This window comes from Aromatoleum petrolei (genome assembly GCF_017894385.1).
In the GTDB taxonomy this organism is placed as follows: Bacteria; Pseudomonadota; Gammaproteobacteria; order Burkholderiales; family Rhodocyclaceae; genus Aromatoleum; species Aromatoleum petrolei.
Window position 1 is genome coordinate 5,360,862 of the sequence record NZ_CP059560.1, and the last position, 14,557, is coordinate 5,375,418.

12 protein-coding genes are annotated in these 14,557 nt (G+C 67.2%); 2 read left to right on the top strand and 10 right to left on the bottom strand.

The window, feature by feature from the left end:
* Positions 1-71: 71 nt before the first annotated feature.
* The 10 genes from ToN1_RS24440 to ToN1_RS24485 form a co-directional block, all read right to left on the bottom strand.
* Positions 72-1,214, bottom strand: a complete 1,143-nt coding sequence (locus tag ToN1_RS24440; RefSeq protein WP_169206754.1) for an ABC transporter substrate-binding protein — start codon at positions 1,212-1,214, stop codon at positions 72-74.
* A gap of 143 nt (positions 1,215-1,357) precedes the next feature.
* On the bottom strand, positions 1,358-2,491 hold the full coding sequence (locus ToN1_RS24445) for an ABC transporter ATP-binding protein (protein WP_244860899.1): 1,134 nt from the start codon (positions 2,489-2,491) through the stop codon (positions 1,358-1,360).
* 170 nt (positions 2,492-2,661) lie between these two features.
* Positions 2,662-3,693 carry a GlxA family transcriptional regulator gene (locus ToN1_RS24450; RefSeq protein ID WP_169206755.1) on the bottom strand — a complete coding sequence of 344 codons (1,032 nt, stop codon included), beginning with the start codon at positions 3,691-3,693 and terminating at the stop codon, positions 2,662-2,664.
* Positions 3,694-3,781: 88 nt separating this feature from the next.
* Entirely contained in the window at positions 3,782-4,651 is an 870-nt protein-coding gene (gene purU / locus ToN1_RS24455) for a formyltetrahydrofolate deformylase (protein ID WP_169206756.1), read from the bottom strand.
* 342 nt (positions 4,652-4,993) lie between these two features.
* On the bottom strand, positions 4,994-7,669 hold the full coding sequence (locus ToN1_RS24460; protein ID WP_169206757.1) for a LuxR C-terminal-related transcriptional regulator: 2,676 nt from the start codon (positions 7,667-7,669) through the stop codon (positions 4,994-4,996).
* A gap of 30 nt (positions 7,670-7,699) precedes the next feature.
* Positions 7,700-7,918, bottom strand: a complete 219-nt coding sequence (locus tag ToN1_RS24465) for a cysteine protease (RefSeq protein WP_169206758.1) — start codon at positions 7,916-7,918, stop codon at positions 7,700-7,702.
* Entirely contained in the window at positions 7,915-8,406 is a 492-nt protein-coding gene (locus tag ToN1_RS24470) for a hypothetical protein (protein ID WP_169206759.1), read from the bottom strand. Before ToN1_RS24470 ends, ToN1_RS24465 begins: the two co-directional genes overlap by 4 nt.
* Complete coding sequence (locus tag ToN1_RS24475) at positions 8,396-8,959, bottom strand: acyl-CoA thioesterase (protein ID WP_244860901.1); 564 nt, start codon at positions 8,957-8,959, stop codon at positions 8,396-8,398. The genes ToN1_RS24470 and ToN1_RS24475 overlap by 11 nt, the downstream gene beginning before the upstream one ends.
* 87 nt (positions 8,960-9,046) lie before the next feature.
* Positions 9,047-11,062, bottom strand: coding sequence for a 3-hydroxyacyl-CoA dehydrogenase/enoyl-CoA hydratase family protein (locus tag ToN1_RS24480; protein ID WP_169206760.1), 2,016 nt, complete (start codon positions 11,060-11,062; stop codon positions 9,047-9,049).
* 234 nt (positions 11,063-11,296) lie between these two features.
* The gene (locus ToN1_RS24485; RefSeq protein WP_169206761.1) at positions 11,297-12,217 is read right to left on the bottom strand and encodes a TetR/AcrR family transcriptional regulator; all 921 of its coding nucleotides are present in this window, start codon (positions 12,215-12,217) and stop codon (positions 11,297-11,299) included.
* 227 nt (positions 12,218-12,444) lie between these two features.
* Here ToN1_RS24485 and ToN1_RS24490 point away from each other — a divergent pair, with 227 nt between their 5' ends.
* Both ToN1_RS24490 and ToN1_RS24495 read left to right on the top strand, forming a co-directional pair.
* Entirely contained in the window at positions 12,445-13,128 is a 684-nt protein-coding gene (locus tag ToN1_RS24490; RefSeq protein ID WP_169206762.1) for a GntR family transcriptional regulator, read from the top strand.
* Positions 13,129-13,183: 55 nt separating this feature from the next.
* On the top strand, positions 13,184-14,392 hold the full coding sequence (locus ToN1_RS24495; protein ID WP_169206763.1) for a thiolase family protein: 1,209 nt from the start codon (positions 13,184-13,186) through the stop codon (positions 14,390-14,392).
* The last annotated feature ends 165 nt before the right edge of the window (positions 14,393-14,557 follow it).

Consider the following 14,557-nt stretch of genomic DNA (forward strand, 5'->3'; position numbering starts at 1 on the left):
TCTCTGCGGGGTGGCTGCGGCGGTCGGGATCAGCAAGTGGTGTCGACCGCCGCACATGGTGTTGCGCGGACTTACTTCGCGAGCCAGACTGCGAACTTCTGGTTGATCTCGTCGGCGTGGTCAGCCCACCACTCGGCATTGCTCACGAGCACACGACCGGGATGGCCGGCGTTCGGCAGCCAGAAGCGCACAGAACTGTCGACCTCCGGGATCGACGAACGGCGGCCCGGGGCGTAGGCGACGTACTTCGCCTGGTCGGCCAGTGGCTTCGTGCCGGTCGCGAACTTCAGGAACTCCTTCGCCGCGGCGAGATTCTTCGAGCCCTTCACGATCGCGAACTGGTCCGAGACCTGGATCTGGCCGTCCCACACCGGCACGAAACTCTGCTTCTCGTTGCGCACGGCGTTGAAGATGCGCCCGTGGTACGCCGAAGTCATCGCTACCTCTCCATCCGCGAGGAGTTGCGGCGCCTGCGCACCGGCCTGCCACCACACGATACTGCCCTTGATCGTATCGAGCTTGCGGAAAGCGCGCTGCAGCCCTTCCGGCGTGCCGAGCACCGCGTACACCTGCTCGGGCGGCACGCCGTCGGCCATCAGCGCCCATTCGAGGTTCACGTTCGGCTCCTTCTTCAGGCCACGCTTGCCGGGAAATTTCTTCAGGTCGAAGAAGTCCGCGAGGGTCTTCGGCACATCGCTCTTGAAGCGCTTCGAGTCGAAGGCGACGATGTTGGACCAGCTGATGTTGCGCACGGCGCAGTCCATGATCGCGCCCTCGAAGAAGTCCTCGCTCGCCGGCTTGCCATCACTTCCTTTCGGCAGCGACGCCGCCTCGACACGCTCGAACAAGCCTTCGTCGCAACCGCGGATCGCCTCGGCGGTCTCGACATCGACGACGTCCCACTTCACGTTACCGGTGCTCACCTGCGCGCGGATCTCCGCCAGTCCGCCGTTGTAGTCCTCGGACAGCACCTTCACCCCGCTCGCCGCCGAGAACGGCTTGTGCATCGCTTCGATCTGGCTCGTGCCGTAGGTGCCGCCGAACGAGGTCACGGTGATCGCCGACTCCGCCGCGGCGGCACCGGAGATCAGCGCCAACGCGAGCACCGCAAAGGTCTTCAACGGCAGGCCACCGTGCTTGCCACGCCCGCTGCCCGACACCGTGAACGGTGTCGCCTGATTCGTTGCCGGATTGATAGTCGCTTTCGTCTTCATGGTTGTCTCCTACTCCTTATTGTGGTGCTACCGGCTGCGGCCGCCCTGCTCGCGCGAGTCATCGGCGGACGCGCCGTCGATGGCTGCGTCGCGCGGATCCTCCTGTTTGTGATGCGTCGGTTTTTTTTGGGATAGGAAGGGCGTCAGGCCCGCGGCGCGTCGAGCGCGCGGCAGTCGGCCGCGTGCCAGCCGACGCGCACGCGGTGGCCCGGAGCGAGCCGCCCGTGACGGGAGCTGTTGGGCATCTTCGCGACGAGGGTATTCCGGCCGCCGAGATCGAGCCCGATGCGCAGGTGGTCGCCGAGATAGACGAGATCGCGCACGGTCGCCTCGAAGGCGTTCGGAACCGAACCCTCGGGCGGGTCGATCTGCACGCGTTCCGGGCGCAGCGAAAGCATCGTCGGAGCCCCGGCCTGCAGCGCCGCAACCCGCGCCGCCTGCACCGCGCCGCAACCTTTCATTTCGACTACGCACTCGTCGCCGTCGAGCCGGAGCACGTCGCCGGAAATGCGGTTGTTCTCCCCGATGAAGCGCGCAACGAAGGAATTCACCGGCGCCTCGTAGAGACGCTCGGGCGTGTCGAGTTGCTGGATCACACCCTCGTTGAACACCGCAATACGGTCGGACATCGTCAGCGCTTCGGATTGGTCGTGCGTGACATAGACGATGGTCACGCCGAGGCGGTCGTGGATCGCCTTGACCTCGTACTGCATCTGTTCCCGGAGCTGCTTGTCGAGCGCCGAAAGGGGCTCGTCCATCAACACCAGCTTGGGCTCGAACACCAACGCCCGCGCCACGGCGACGCGCTGCGCCTGGCCACCCGACATCTGCCCGGGCCGCCGCGACGCGAAGCCGCCGAGGCCGACCATATCGAGGGCACGCTTGACCTTGGCCTCGATCTCGCTCGCGGAGATCTTCCGCACCTTGAGCGGAAAGGCGAGGTTCTCCGCCACAGTCATGTGCGGAAACAGCGCGTAATTCTGGAACACCATGCCGATGTTGCGCCTCTCGGGCGCAAGGGCATTGATGGGCCGTCCGTCGAGATAAATCTCGCCGTGGGTCGCGGTCTCAAAGCCCGCGAGCATCATCAGGGAAGTCGTCTTGCCCGAACCCGACGGCCCGAGCATCGTCAGGAACTCACCCTTGGCAATGTCTAGATTGAGGTTCTTGACGACCAGAGTCTCGCCGTCATACGTCTTCTGGACGTTCCTGAAGCGGACGTACGGCTCCTCCTGTGCGGCGGCGCGAGGTGCGCTCCGCAGCATTGCAGCTTCCATCGTTGTCTCCTGCCGTTGCACTGGACTGCATGCCGGCCGGCGCCATTCGGACGATGGTTTGCCGACCCCAACCGGTTCTGCGACCGTTTGTTGAAGTGCATGCTAGGCCCCGGGGGCCCGCGCAACATTCTGGAAACCGACAGGGATTTTTCTGAAAACGATGCACCCGCTCAGGGCGGTTTGGTCGTCTTCTCGGTATCGCTCGTCTGCCGCCGCCGCTCGGCGCTCGGCGAGATGCCGAAGCCCGCGTGGTATCGGTGCGAGAAATGGGCAAAGGAGACGAAGCCGCAGGCCATCACGATGTCGGCGATGGGGCGGTTGGTGCGCGTCAGGAGCTGGCGCGCGCGTTCGAGGCGAATCTGCAGGTAGTACTGCCGCGGCGTGCAGTTCAGGGTCTCGCGGAACAGGCGTTCGAGCTGGCGCGCGGAGAACTGCATGTGCGCGGCGAGTTCCTCCATCGAGAGCGGTTCCTCGATGTTGCACTCCATGATCTTGATCGCCTCGACGAGCTTGGGATGCGACGCGTTGGAGACGTCGCGCAGCGAGGTCTTCTGCTTCTCGTCCGGGCCGCGGCACTCGTAGATCAGCAACTCGGCCACTGCCTTCGCAATCTTGCGCCCGCCTCCACCAAGGCCGATCAGGTGGATCATCATCTCGACCGGCGCAATGCCTCCGGAGCAGGAGCAGCGATTGCGGTCGACCTCGTAGATCTTGTTCGACACCACCAGGCGCGGGAAGCGGTCGAGCAGCGCGTCCATGTCTTCCCAGTGGATCGTGCTGCGATAGCCGTCGAGCAGGCCGGCGCAGGCGAGGAAGTAGCTGCCGGTATCGACCCCGCCGAGGGCGACGCCGCGTCCGGCGAGCGTCCGCAGCCAGCGCTGGATCGGCTCGGTGCCGGTAACCGGCAAGGGATTCGGCCCCACCACGAAGACGCCATCGAGCTCAACCGCATCAGCGGCCGCGCAGTCCGGCTGAACGCACACGCCGGCGCTCGATCGCACCGGCTGGCCGTCCATCGTGATCGTCACGAATTCATACAACTTCCTGCGCGCCACCATGTTCGCAAGGCGCAGGGGATCGATCGCCGCACCGAAACCGATCAGCGTGAAATCGGGCACAAGAAGAAAGCCGAAGCGGATTGGCGCATCGCCGCCCCGCCCGGCCCAGTGGCCCGGACCCTGGCTGGGAGTGGAATTGTTCATCGAAATGCCCTGAAAGTCGCAGTTTCATTTCCAAGTCTATACGCACTGCCGGTGCCATCAACGCGCCGGCAGGCGGGACTCGATACGATCAGGGCAGGACGACCGTCCTTGTGCCGTTGAGGAAGATGCGGCGTTCGATATGGAAGCGCACGGCGCGCGCCAGTGCCTGGCACTCCATGTCGCGGCCGACCGTGAGCAGTTGTTCCGGGCTATGCGCATGCGTCACACGCTCCACGACCTGCTCGACGATAGGCCCCTCGTCGAGATCGCCGGTCACATAGTGGGCGGTGGCCCCGATCAGCTTCACGCCACGCTCGTGCGCCTGATGATAGGGCTTCGCCCCCTTGAATCCCGGCAGGAAGGAGTGATGGATGTTGATCGCGCGGCCATGCAGACGCCGGCACAGATCGTCGGTCAGAACCTGCATGTAGCGCGCCAGCACCACCAGCTCGGCCCCCGTTTGCTCGACGATCGCCATCAGCTTCGCTTCCTGCTGCGGCTTGGTCTCCGCAGTCACGGGCAGATGGTGGAAGGCCAGCCCCTCAGCCGTCGCCAGATGCTCGAGGTCGGGGTGATTCGAAACCACGGCGACGATGTCGATGGGCAGTTCGCCAATCCGCCAGCGGTACAGCAGGTCACGCAGGCAGTGATCGAGCTTCGACACCATGATCAGGACCTTGGGCCGCTCGCACAGCGCGTGCATCGCCCAGTCCATACCGAACCGTTCCGCCAGCGGCGCGAACTCGCGACGCAGGGTCGCACCGTCGATCGCTCCCTCGGTATCATGGCTGAAGACGCATCGGACGAAGAAACGGTCGTTCAGCTCATCGTCGAAACACGAGTACTCGTTGATGTAGCACCCCTGACGATCGAGGAAACCGGAAATCGCCGCGACCTGGCCTGCCGCGCTCGGACACGAAACGGTCAGCGTCCAGCGCTTTTCTTGTGAGTTGTGCATGTCTCTCCTCCTGTTATGCGTCGTAAAGGTACGTGAGACGTCAGGAGGCGACTTGTCTGCACGCGACAGCTGTTCCACGATTTTCGACGCGGGTGCGCAGGCCTTGATCAAGTCGCACGGCATGCCTGATGCGGCGCTCGCGTACGCGGGGCTCTCGGACGACCCTACGCGCTTTGCCGTCGCTGCCCGAAGGGCTCCCCCTGCCGCCGAAGGTGCATCCGCGGATCGACTGTCGCGGTGCAGACGTGGGTGGCGGGCGCAGGCCGGAAGCGCTCGCGGCGAGATTCACGCTGGCGGCCGTTTCATGGCCCCGCGTCTCCGGCAGGCCATCGCAGCCTCAGGTCAATCCAGGATCCCCAGCAACCTTGCACGATCCACGGCATGCCGGCGGTTCGCGGCGTTGAGCTTGGCCAGCAGGTTCCGCATGTGCCACTTGATCGTCTCGGGGCCGACGTCGAGGATGTTTGCGATTTCCTTGTTCGTACGGCCATGTGCCAGCGCGGCGAGGATCTCCATTTCGCGCGCCGACAGCTGCGCGGGGCGCTGGGTTGCCGCAGCGGTTTTCGGCGTCGCGGCCTTGGGCACCCAACCGACGCGGCAGCGCTCGGTGGCGCGTTCGATGAAGGCGGGCGATACGCCGGCAGCGGCGCCGCAGCCGGAGCGGTCGAGTTCCGGAAGCACGTCGAGCGCCGCCGGCCAGTCGTCCGCGAGCACGCGCACGAGGCCGAAGGATTCGGCGAGACTCAGCGCCTCGGCGAGCAGCGGCGGACCCTCGGCGTCGTCGCGCAGGCTGCTGGCGCGCACGATGCGCACCGCGATCTGGTCGCGGCCGCGCCGCAACCGCGCGGCGATTTCGGCGGCGTGATCGAGCGCGGCCAGGGCCACCGTGTCGTCGTGCTCGAGCAGCGCGACGCGCGCCGCGGCGATCTCGCGGATCAGCCGCAGCTCGGCCTCGAGCCCGCGGTCGGCCCGCGCGGGGTCGCCAGCGATCGCATCGAGGCCGTTCATCAGCATGCGGCACGACATGAGCCGGCTGCGAATCGCATGCTGGCGGATCTGTTCCCCGAGGCTCGCAGCGACGAGGCGCGGCTGGCCGCGCAGCTCGCCGATCGCGGCCAGGCTGTTGAGCGCGTCGAAGGCCTTGCCTTCGCTGCCCTTCTGGCTTTCGTAGCGCGCGAGGGTCAGGTAGGCGAGGATCACGGCGTCCGGCAGCGCGGCCTGCTCGATCAGGTCGAGTCGGTTCGCGAGCAGTGCGCGCGCCTCGTCCTCGGCGCCGAGTTCCCAGTTCGCGGCGGCGAGCCCTGCCGCGTGGATCGCGGCCGGCATCGACCGCCAGCCGGTCACGCTCTCCGCGCGTTCCAGCGCCGCAGCGAATACGCCGGCGGCTTCCTTCGCCTGGCCTTCGATCAGGTAGCTGAGCCCGACCGCGAATGCGCCGTAGATCGAATCGTAGAAACTGCGCGCCACCCGGCCGTGGCCGTCGGAGATCTGCTGGTAGTAGCGCGCACGTTCGGGAAATCCGCTGTGGATCGCGATGAAGGACAGCGTGTTGCAGTAGAGCGGGCCGAGCGCGGGGTCGTAGGTGTCGATGCACCCGCGCGCGCGCTGGTAGTCGTCGCAATGGATCGCCGCGGCCGAGCGCACGATGTTCGCCTGCAGCACGACCTCGGGCGTCACGCCCGGTCGCGCCAGGATCACGTCGGTGAGGCGCTCGGCGTCCTGCGGGCGGTAGCACAGCGCGCACGCCCAGGCGGCCGTGAGCTGGATGCCTTCGCGCCGCGCAATCTCCTCCGGCGGCAGGCGGTCAAGCCACGCGAGCACCTCGACGATGCGCCCCTGCACGCCGAGGTAACGCACGCGCTTCTCGATCCAGTCCATCGCCTCGGCGCGCAGGCCGCCGAGGAAGGCGTGCTCGGCGGCGTGCTCGAGCATGTCGTGCGCCGCGAACCATTCCGCCGCCTTGGCGTGCAGCGCGGTGCGTTCGCTGGCCGGCAGCTCCGCGAGCAGGCTCGCGAGGTACTCGCGGAACAACGGATGCATGCGATAGACGTCGCCACCATCGACCGACGTCACGAGGCCGGTCTGTTGTTCGAGCCGGACGAGGATCTCGGCCGCGTCGACGCCGCCCCCGAGCGCCGCGCACAGCCCCGGATGCAGGGTTTCGAGCAGGGACGCGCGCACCAGCATCGTGACCGCCCCTTCATCGAGACTTTCCAGCACGAATTGCGAGAAATAGCGCGCCACGTCCCCGCTCGCGCCTGACAGGCTCGCAACCGTCCCGGCGATGTCGCTGCGGCGGGCCATCGCCGAGGTCACGATCTGCAGCGCCATCGGCCAGCCTTCGGTGCGCTCGTGCAGGCGCGCGCCGGTTTCGATGTCGACCTCGTCGCCGAGGCGGCGGCGCAGGAAGCCGACCGTATCTTCCAGTCGGAGACGCAGGTCCTCGGTGACGAACTGGGTGTAGAGCCCGTGCGCGCGCAGTTCCTCGACCGGGAATGGGGGGTCGGTGCGCGAGCTGACGACGACGTGAAAGTTGGACGGCGCGTTCGTGACGAGGTAGTAGATGAAATCGATCGCGTCGCGGTCGGCGAGCTGGTGCAGGTCGTCGATCAGCAGCCAGGTCGGGCGGGCGAGTTCGTGCAACTGCACGAGCAGCTCGCTCGCGGCCCACAGGTCCGCACCGGCCTGCCCCACCTGATCGAAGGCGCGCGCGGGCATTTCGAGCCCGAGCGCAGTGCTCAGCGACGCGATGATCGCGGGCGCGACGCTCGCCCGGTCGTCGCTGGCCTCGATGGTCAGCCACGCGACCGCGGCGCCGGGCGCCAGCAGTTCGCGCCGCAGCTGCACGAGCAGCGACGTCTTGCCGAAGCCCGCGAGCGAAGTCACCGCCACCAGCGGCTGCTCGACCGCCTCGCGCAGCCGCGCGAGCAGGCGCGGCGGGGCGACCGCCTGTCGCGCCGAGTGGGGCGGCATCGTCTTCAGGGCGAGACGATACGGGACGGCGGCGGTCTTCTTCATCGGCGTTCGGCAAACTCCATGTAGCGGACCCTAGCGCGCGGCGGGATCGGCGGGCGCCCCCGGTGCGGCACCGCCGCAGGTCGCCTCGCGTGCGCGAAAACGCTCCACGGCCTGGTTGAACTCGGCGATGGATTCGGCGCTCACCTTCGTGCCGCACTCGTAGCAGGTGTCGTTGATGCGGTCGAACCAGCGGCAGCCGCACTGCTCGCACGCAAGCTCGGGCGCGCCGGCGGGATTGTGGAAGATCATCGGCAGGCCCCGAGGAAGGCAAGGCCGAGCGTATCGAGGAATTCCTCGTAGCCCGCGTCCTGCAATTCGAATTTCGTGCGCAGCACGAAGAACATGATATGCCCCTGCCGGATCAGTCGCTTGATCAGCGACAAGGTGTCGCCGGCAAGGCTCGCGCGCATCGCTTCGAGCGCCGCGTCGTCGGCGACGAAGAGCAGATCCACGCGCGCCTCCTGGAAGCCCGCGTAGCGCATCACGCCGGCCGACATGCCGCTGCCGTCGTTGAGCCATTTCATCATCGGCACCTCGCCCGCGGCCTCGACCAGCCCCGCGACGTGCTTGCCGGGCTGTATGCCCGAGCCGCTCCGCGGCACGAAGCCGACCGACGAGCCTTCGACCATGTCGGTGAAGAGCCCGTTGTAGCGGTCGAGCATCGCCTGCCACGGCGCCATGTCGCCGAAGGCATCCCCGGCTGTCGCCGGCGCGTCCGCTTCCAGTTCAATCTGCATGCTTGCCTCCGTCAGTGGCCCGCCGGTTGCCGTCGGCGGGCAGGGAAAGAGCATCGGCCGCGAGTTCCGGCACGGGCTGACAATAGCGCCCAAGGCAGGCACGGATGTCCGGCGGAATCGGCACCGAATTCATCGTCTCGAGGTCCATCGTGACGAGCGTCTGCCGGGCCCGCAGGCGCAACTCGTCGCCGACCCGGCCCTGCACGTCGAGACCGATCGAGCTTTCGCCGATGCGCGTGACGGTGAGCCCGAGCATGAGCGCGTCACCCATCCTGCTCGGCCGCGTGAAGGTGCAGTCCATGCGCACCGTCGGAATTCCGAGCCGGCGCGTCATGATCAGATCCGCGAACGAGGTGCCGAGCCCGTCCGTCAGCCAGTCCTCGACGAGCCCGTTGAGGAGCACGAAATACTGCGGGTAGAACACGATGCCGGCCGGGTCGCAGTGCGCGAAGCGCACCAGCACCTCGCGCTCGAACATTGCCGGCCGCGCCGGAGCGGGTGTCTTCGCTCCGACCTCGCCGACGAACGCGATCGCGCTGCTGAGGTCTGTCATCGTCCTGTCTCCTATGCGCGTGGTCATGGGCTCAATGTATCCACGCGCCGCTGCGGGCGCCCCCCCCACCCGGTATGGCCCGGGCCATCACGGCGTCTTCGTGAAATCCGGCTTGCGCTTTTCCTGGAAGGCGGTGATGCCCTCGCGGGCGGCTGCCGTGCAGGCGCTGTCGCCCCAGGCCAGGTAGCCGATCTCCAGCGCCTCCTCGAAGGTCGGCGCGGCCGCCGCGGCCTCGACGGCCCGCTCGAGGATGCCGATGACTTCGGCACTGAGCGGCTGGCCATTGGCGGCGACCGGGGCAATGGGGTCGAGCGGGGCGATCTGCACCACGCCGTCGGGGATGCCGCCCACCCTGCCCTCCAGGGCCTTGACGCGGGCAACGGCCGCGCGGATGAGTTCCGGGTAGTCGCGGGCGAGCCCGTCGACGATGCCCAGCTCGAACGCCCGCGTCGCCTTCAGCCGCTCGGCCCGGCGCAGCATGCCGTGGAACTCGGCCGACGCCTGCGGCCAGCGCCGGTATGGCACGACCATCGCGCCGATGCCGTGGACGATGCCGAGCGTGATCTCGGGCATCTGCATCCAGGCGCTCGCCTGCGCGACGATACCGTGGCAACGCATCGCCAGCTCGAAGCCGCCGCCCAGCGCCATGCCGTTGATCGCGGCGACGACCGGTTTCTTCATGCGGTCGAGGTGCACCAGCAGGCGCGAACAGTCGCGGGCGTACTGCGCGGAGGACGGCGCATCGCCGAGCATGTTCACGAAGCGCCCGATGTCGCCGCCGGCGCAGAAGGCGCGATTGCCGTAGCCGACGAGGACGAAACCCGCCACCGCGGGGTCCTCTTCGAAGTACCGGATGACCGACAGGATCTCGTCGGTCAATTCATCGTGGAGCGCGTTCAGAGCTTCGGGGCGGCGCAGCGTGATGACCTTGACGTCGCCGATGTCGTCGACGAGCACATGACGCAGGAAGCCCTGGTAGTCGCCGAGCGGCTTCCGGGCGGCGGGCATGCCGCGCCGCTCGCTGCAAAAGCGCGCGAGCATGCGGCCGGCTTCGCCGTCGCCGAGGTCGCGCATCAATTCGAGCGGCCCCTTCTTGAACCCGAGCGCCTGTCGGCAGCCGAAATCGAGGTCGGCCGGCTCGCCGATGTCGCGGTCGAGGATGTCCACGGTCTGCGAGAACAGCACCCCGAGCAGACGCTCACGCACCGTCGCTGTAAGGTCGTCCGCGACAGTAAGCGGCTTGCCGGGGGGCACCGTCAGCCAGCGGTCGACCGAACGGAACACCGGGGCCGGACGGTAGTGCTCGCCTTCGACTTCGGCCTGCAGCATGTTCGTCTCGGTAATGATCGGGTTGCCGTTGGCGAGGTTCAGCACGAAGAACGGCCCGGCGTGCACGAACTCGCCCGCGACGCTGTCGATCTCCGCCGCGGTCGCGCGCTCGAGCAGCAGTCCGGACTCGTTGCACCAGTTGTCGAAGATCCGGTCGAGCATGAAGCACGCGACATCGTCGGTGACGAGGGGCACCTTCCCGGTCGAACAGAAGACCCAGCGCAGGTATTCGACGACGGCAGGATCGGTACGCGCCCAGCGGACGACCTCGACGACCGGGTTGCGCCAGGCCGGCGCGAAGAAGTGCGTGACGGTGGCACGCTCGGGATGCTTCAGCGCGGAGAAGATCTGCTCGGCCGGCAGCGAACTCGTGTTCGACGTGATCAGCGCGTCCGCGCGGACGACGGCCTCGACGTCGGCGAAGATACGGCGTTTCAACGCGAGGTTCTCGGTCGCCGCTTCGAGCACCCAGTCCGCTTCCGCGAGATCGCGATAGTCGCGCGTGCCGACCACGCCGGCGGTGACCGCCGCGGCTTCGGCCTCGCTCATCTTGCCTTTCGCGACCGCTTTCGCCGCGTAATCGGCGAAGCGCTGCAACGCGCGGTCGAGCGCCGCCTGGGCAACGTCGACGAGGATCAGCTTCAGGCCCGGCAATGCGCTCTTCAGGTAATAGCCGATATCCGGGCCTATCGTGCCGGCACCGATTATCGCGACGGTTTGCGGCAGCGGGCGCTGCGGCGTGGCGAGCAACGGATTGGCGAAACGGGTGACCATCTGGGAGCCTCCTTCGGTAGTCTCAAGCGGCGAGCCGTCTTTGCGGCGCGCATTCTTATCGGCCGGCCACACGGCGCCGGCCGGCGAACTCCTCTGGGGCACCCGTACAGGGCGGTCGGCGGATTTCAGCCGCCGTTTTGTTTTAATGTATACAGTATCCTGTGCACTGAAGAAAAAAAGCAACCACTCCAGGCGCCGGTAATGGAACGACGCCATCGAGATCGACGGATATCTTCAGGAAGCGGGCCGAACCTTCGATGCGACGCCGGGCGATTCCACACCGCGGCGCAGCGTGTCCACCATGGCCGCGGCGATCTCGTCGGTCGAACGCCGGCCTTCGCGATACCAGACGTGCACCCAGTTCAGGAAGCTCAGGAGCATCAGCCGCAGCAGGCTGCGGTCGGCATGCGGGGCGAGCGGCAACTCATCGATGAGCCCGCGGTAGACGTCCTCATACGCTTCCCGCATCGGACGGATCTTCGCGAAGAGTTCCGGGTTGCCGGTCATCGCGAGGCTGTGGCCGGTGACGCGGTCGATGTAGCTGCCGCTGGTGATCGCGGCGATGTGCACCTGGCAGACACGGGTGAGCCGCTCCCAAGGGTCGCTGGAAGCCGTCAGCGCCTCTGCCACGGCGGCCATCAGGCGCCGGAAGCCCTCTCCATGCACGGCGAGATAGAGCTCGTCCTTGGATGCAAAGTAATGGTAGATCGACCCCGGCAACAGCCCGACCCGGCGGGCAATGTCGCGAATGGAGGTGCTGTCGTAGCCCTGCTCCGCAAAGAGCGCAGCCGCCGCATCGAGGATCACCTGACGGCGGTCGATCGGCTCACCGTCCGTCGCGGCGTCGCCTAAGACGAGCTGCGCGGCGAGCGCCCCGCGTTCCAGCAATCCGCGCTGCGAGTCGGTGAGCGCCGCCACGCCCTCGCGCGACGATTGCGCGATCGCCCGCAAGCGCTTCACCGCGGTCTCGAGGTCGTGCTTCTGCCAGATGTAGCGCACCCCCGAGGGCGAAACCACGAATCCGTCACGCCGCAGCCGGGCCGACACCGCTGCCTGCCCCAATTGCGGCTCGTCGCGAGCGAGTCGAAGGATCGCAGCCTCGACGTCCGGGGCGCGACGCTCTTCTTCATGGCAGGCATCAAGGCTCATGCACATCACCTAATTGATTGGATATCCATCATAGCCAAGCGGCCGCCGTGCCGGCAAACTGCTGCAGCGGCTTTCGGTGGCGGACAGTCTCGAATGCAGGACCGGCGAAGTCCGTGTCGAAGCCGATTCCACCCGCGAAGACAAGATGCACTTTACACCCTAAAAAATACTGTATACAGTACACATCAACTCGAAAGCCGCCGCCAACAATGAACCATCAAAGGCTCCAGAAAATGGTTTCCACGCTTCAGCCTGTCGAACGTCCTCTTGCCCTCGGTGAACGGGTCTATCACACCTTGCGCGATCATCTGCGCAACGGTCAGATCCTCGCCGGCCAGCCGCTGCAGGAAGTCCAGCTCGCCGAAAAGCTCGGCGTCTCGCGGACTCCCGTGCGTGAAGCCTTGCGCCGCCTCGCCAGCGAAGGCCTGCTCGTGTCCGACAACCGCAGTTTCGTCGTGCCGGCGCTGACGCTGCAGGACGTCAACGACATCTACGAGATCCGCTTCCTCATCGAACCGGCCGCGATCCGCAGCATCGCCCCGCTGACACGTTCGCCGCAGGGACGCCGCGGCATCGAGGACGCGCTCGCCGCGATCGTTCGAGCGCACAAGGTCGGCAACGCCGAGGCATTCCGCGACGCGACGATCTGCTTCCGCGCGGCGTGGCTCGCGCTGGTGCCGAATCCGCGGCTCGTGCGCATCGTCGAACAGTACGCCGACCACATGCAGCGCATCCGCACGCTGACGCTGGACGATCCGGAGATCCGCACGATCGTGCTGCGCGGCCTGAACCGCATCTCGGCCGCACTGGCCGCGGGGGACGGCGACACCGCCGCGACGGCCATGCTCGAACACCTGGTCGAGGCGAAGCGCGCATTTATCGCCGCCGTCGGCCTCACCGAAGACGGCCGGGCCTGACCCAGGCATTCGGCCGTTCGTGCACCAGAAGAAAAAAGACCGGAGACCGCAGACGATGACCCGCTACACGGCCGAAATTCCATACGGCGCCTACTGGAGCACGCCCTTCGCGCGCTGGCAGGGCAGTTTCGCGTCGCTGCACAGCGTGCGCTTCGCCGCGCACGTGGCGAAGAACGAGCTCGCGAAGCGCGCCATCGATCCGCAGGTGATCGATTACGGCGTGCTCGGGTTCTCGGTGCCGCAGCAGCATGCGTTCTACGGACTGCCCTGGCTCACGGGCCTCGTCGGCGCGACGCGCGCGGGCGGACCGACGATGATGCAGGCATGCGCGACCGGCGTGCGCACCCTGCTCGCCGCTGCGCAGGAGATCGAGGCCGGCATGGCCGAGGTCGCGCTCGTCGTGAATTGCGACCGCACCTCGAACGGCCCCCACCTCTACTACCCGAATCCGCGCGGGGCCGGCGGCACGGGCACGTCCGAGAACTGGGTGCTCGACAATTTCGGCTGCGACCCTTTGGGCGGCCACTCGATGCTGCAAACGGCGGAGAACGTCGCCGCCAAGCATCGCGTCACGACCTCTCAGCAGCACGAGCTCGTGCTGCGACGCGAGGCGCAATACGGCGACGCACTGAAGGACGATTCCGCCTTCCTGCGCCGCTTCATGACCCTGCCCTTCGAGGTCCCGAGCGCCGATTTCCGCAAGATCGCGGCGACGCTCGACGGCGACGAGGGCACGTCGCGCTCCACGGCCGAGGGCCTCGCGAAACTGAAGCCCGCCGCCGAGGGAGGGACGGTCACTTTCGGCGCCCAGACGCATCCGGCCGACGGCAACGCGGGGATCCTCGTGACGACGCCCGAGCGGGCGAAAGCGCTGTCGAAGGATCCGGCGATCGCCGTGCGGCTTCACGGCTTCGGCCTCGCCCGCACAGAGCTCGCGCACATGCCCGAGGCGATGATTCCCGCCGCGCGGCGCGCGCTCGACCAGGCCGGCCGCGGCATCGCCGACATGACCGCCATCAAGACGCACAACCCGTTCGCGGTGAACGACATCGTCTTCGCCCGCGAGACCGGCGCAAACCTGGACACGATCAATAACTTCGGGTGCTCGCTGGTCTGGGGGCATCCGCAGGCGCCGATGGGCACACGCGCGATCATCGAACTCGTCGAGGAGCTCGCGCTGCGCGGCGGCGGTTACGGCCTCTTCACGGGCTGCGCCGCCGGCGACACGGCGATGGCAGTCGTCGTCGAGGTCGGCGACCGATAGACCTTGCAGGCGCGCCGCCCACGTCGAAGGGACACGCGGCGCAAGGCAGCACAGGACCACGCATCACCTCTCCCCTCGGGGAGAATCGAGAGGCGCAAAAGCGCCCGGACGCAGCATCCCCAACCGGATTCGAACGAGTCAGAAGAGGCGCGTATAGCGCCCGTG

Bases quoted from the DNA above. Each gene is read 5' to 3' on its own strand.
- ToN1_RS24490 (WP_169206762.1), top strand. From the start codon at position 12,445: ATGGTTTCCACGCTTCAGCCTGTCGAACGTCCTCTTGCCCTCGGTGAA.
- ToN1_RS24495 (WP_169206763.1), top strand. From the start codon at position 13,184: ATGACCCGCTACACGGCCGAAATTCCATACGGCGCCTACTGGAGCACG.
- ToN1_RS24470 (WP_169206759.1), bottom strand. From the start codon at position 8,406: ATGCAGATTGAACTGGAAGCGGACGCGCCGGCGACAGCCGGGGATGCC.
- ToN1_RS24450 (WP_169206755.1), bottom strand. From the start codon at position 3,693: ATGAACAATTCCACTCCCAGCCAGGGTCCGGGCCACTGGGCCGGGCGG.
- ToN1_RS24485 (WP_169206761.1), bottom strand. From the start codon at position 12,217: ATGTGCATGAGCCTTGATGCCTGCCATGAAGAAGAGCGTCGCGCCCCG.
- ToN1_RS24460 (WP_169206757.1), bottom strand. From the start codon at position 7,669: ATGAAGAAGACCGCCGCCGTCCCGTATCGTCTCGCCCTGAAGACGATG.
- purU (WP_169206756.1), bottom strand. From the start codon at position 4,651: ATGCACAACTCACAAGAAAAGCGCTGGACGCTGACCGTTTCGTGTCCG.
- ToN1_RS24480 (WP_169206760.1), bottom strand. From the start codon at position 11,062: ATGGTCACCCGTTTCGCCAATCCGTTGCTCGCCACGCCGCAGCGCCCG.
- ToN1_RS24440 (WP_169206754.1), bottom strand. From the start codon at position 1,214: ATGAAGACGAAAGCGACTATCAATCCGGCAACGAATCAGGCGACACCG.
- ToN1_RS24475 (WP_244860901.1), bottom strand. From the start codon at position 8,959: ATGACAGACCTCAGCAGCGCGATCGCGTTCGTCGGCGAGGTCGGAGCG.
- ToN1_RS24445 (WP_244860899.1), bottom strand. From the start codon at position 2,491: ATGGAAGCTGCAATGCTGCGGAGCGCACCTCGCGCCGCCGCACAGGAG.
- ToN1_RS24465 (WP_169206758.1), bottom strand. From the start codon at position 7,918: ATGATCTTCCACAATCCCGCCGGCGCGCCCGAGCTTGCGTGCGAGCAG.